2 protein-coding genes are annotated in these 1,429 nt (G+C 51.8%); one reads left to right on the top strand and one right to left on the bottom strand.

What is annotated here, in order from left to right:
- Positions 1-554: 554 nt before the first annotated feature.
- Entirely contained in the window at positions 555-938 is a 384-nt protein-coding gene (locus tag ACTIE0_RS24365) for a hypothetical protein (protein ID WP_008053270.1), read from the bottom strand.
- Between the two features lie 31 nt (positions 939-969).
- Here ACTIE0_RS24365 and ACTIE0_RS24360 point away from each other — a divergent pair, with 31 nt between their 5' ends.
- Positions 970-1,140 carry a hypothetical protein gene (locus tag ACTIE0_RS24360; RefSeq protein ID WP_157234464.1) on the top strand — a complete coding sequence of 57 codons (171 nt, stop codon included), beginning with the start codon at positions 970-972 and terminating at the stop codon, positions 1,138-1,140.
- Positions 1,141-1,429: the final 289 nt, after the last annotated feature.

The raw sequence follows: 1,429 nt of genomic DNA, 5'->3' as shown, positions 1-1,429 counted from the left end.
ATCATGGATGGTTGGCAGTGGACTCGATTCCGATACTAGGTTGTATCTTGGCGCCTTCCGTTCCCCGCTTCAATCCTGGGTTTGTGATTCCCAAAACTGGGGGTGGCTATCGCCTTTACTCTTTCCCATAATCGCCCCAAGTGGATTTTACTCCTCCTAAGTTCACCTGGACGGTAAATTTGGCGATTTCTTAAAATGGGATTGACCTTGAGTTTCCTGCCTTGCTCGTTTTAAGCCCGAGTGTCGGAACATATAGACAGTTAAGGGGTAAACTGGGTTGATTCAGTCTATCTCCCTCTAGGAGGTTATTTCAGGCATTGCAGCCTTATTTCACTCCTAAACGTCTCGCACTTTATCCATCACTACAACGCATCATTACCTCTTTAGCACTACCCACCCCGGAGCGGCTCCCCCACCAGTTGCTTTCACTGAACACTAGTAAGCCACTGCCGCCTAGGACCGAGCGGTATTTGGAGCCCGCGCCCGCGATCACCTTTCCTGAACACTAGTAACTTTCGTTTTGGCGCGCGGCGATTACGAGAGGAGCGCCACCACTAAACTTCACTGAACACTAGTAAGCCACTGCGCCCAATAACCTGGCATCCCCATAAGTCAACCCCTCTTGTGCGAAGCACCCAGTAACTAGGCATCCCAACCAAGGCACGCCAAGGACTATCCGCGCCGGCGATCGCACGAGAATCTAAAAAACAGAAAACCTTGCCTCCCCACAAATCAACCGCCTCTAAAAACCAGCCAACCGCACCTCCCCACAAGTTAGCCCAAACCAGCCAACTGTCCGCGCCGGCGATCGCCCTACCTCTCAACTCACCCCGACTAAGGAGCATTCCAAAACCCGCCACCCGAAAAGCGATCGCCTCAAGCTCCCCCCATTGGCGGCGGCGGAACCCACCCACCCACGGTATTAAGGGCTTGGTCACAAAGTTAAATTCGTTCCGCTACGCTCCACTCATGGATTTTACCGCTGCGCCCTTAATCCCTCCCCCAGCGCCGCCAAACCCCCCGCCACCCGAAAAGCGATCGCCCTACCTCCCTACCAGATTAGAAAAACAGTCAACCGTCCGGAAAAGCGATCGCCTAACCTCCCCGGTAATCTCTAAACTGCAAATACTTTCACTTTAGGAAAATCTCCCCGGTGTCTCTAAACTGGTTATGGTCGAAAGAGAAGTCACCTTCCCCAACTCCAATTCCAAACCGTGCTTGATACTTTCACATCACACGGCTCCTGATGTGGACACCCTATTGTCAGTAGGAACAGGGCTACAACCCCCTGCTTTGTGACTTCAACTTTGGGAGCTATATACAACACGTAGTCTTTAAACTCGCTCACGTCATAAGCACTCTTACATCATCGCAGTCTCTATATCCACACCGTGACTAGTGGGCATATCCCAACCATTACAGTTAGGCA

It is taken from the genome of Limnospira sp. (assembly GCF_051859755.1).
GTDB classification, from domain to species: Bacteria; Cyanobacteriota; Cyanobacteriia; order Cyanobacteriales; family Microcoleaceae; genus Limnospira; species Limnospira fusiformis.
This window is presented reverse-complemented; position numbering and strand designations above follow the sequence as displayed.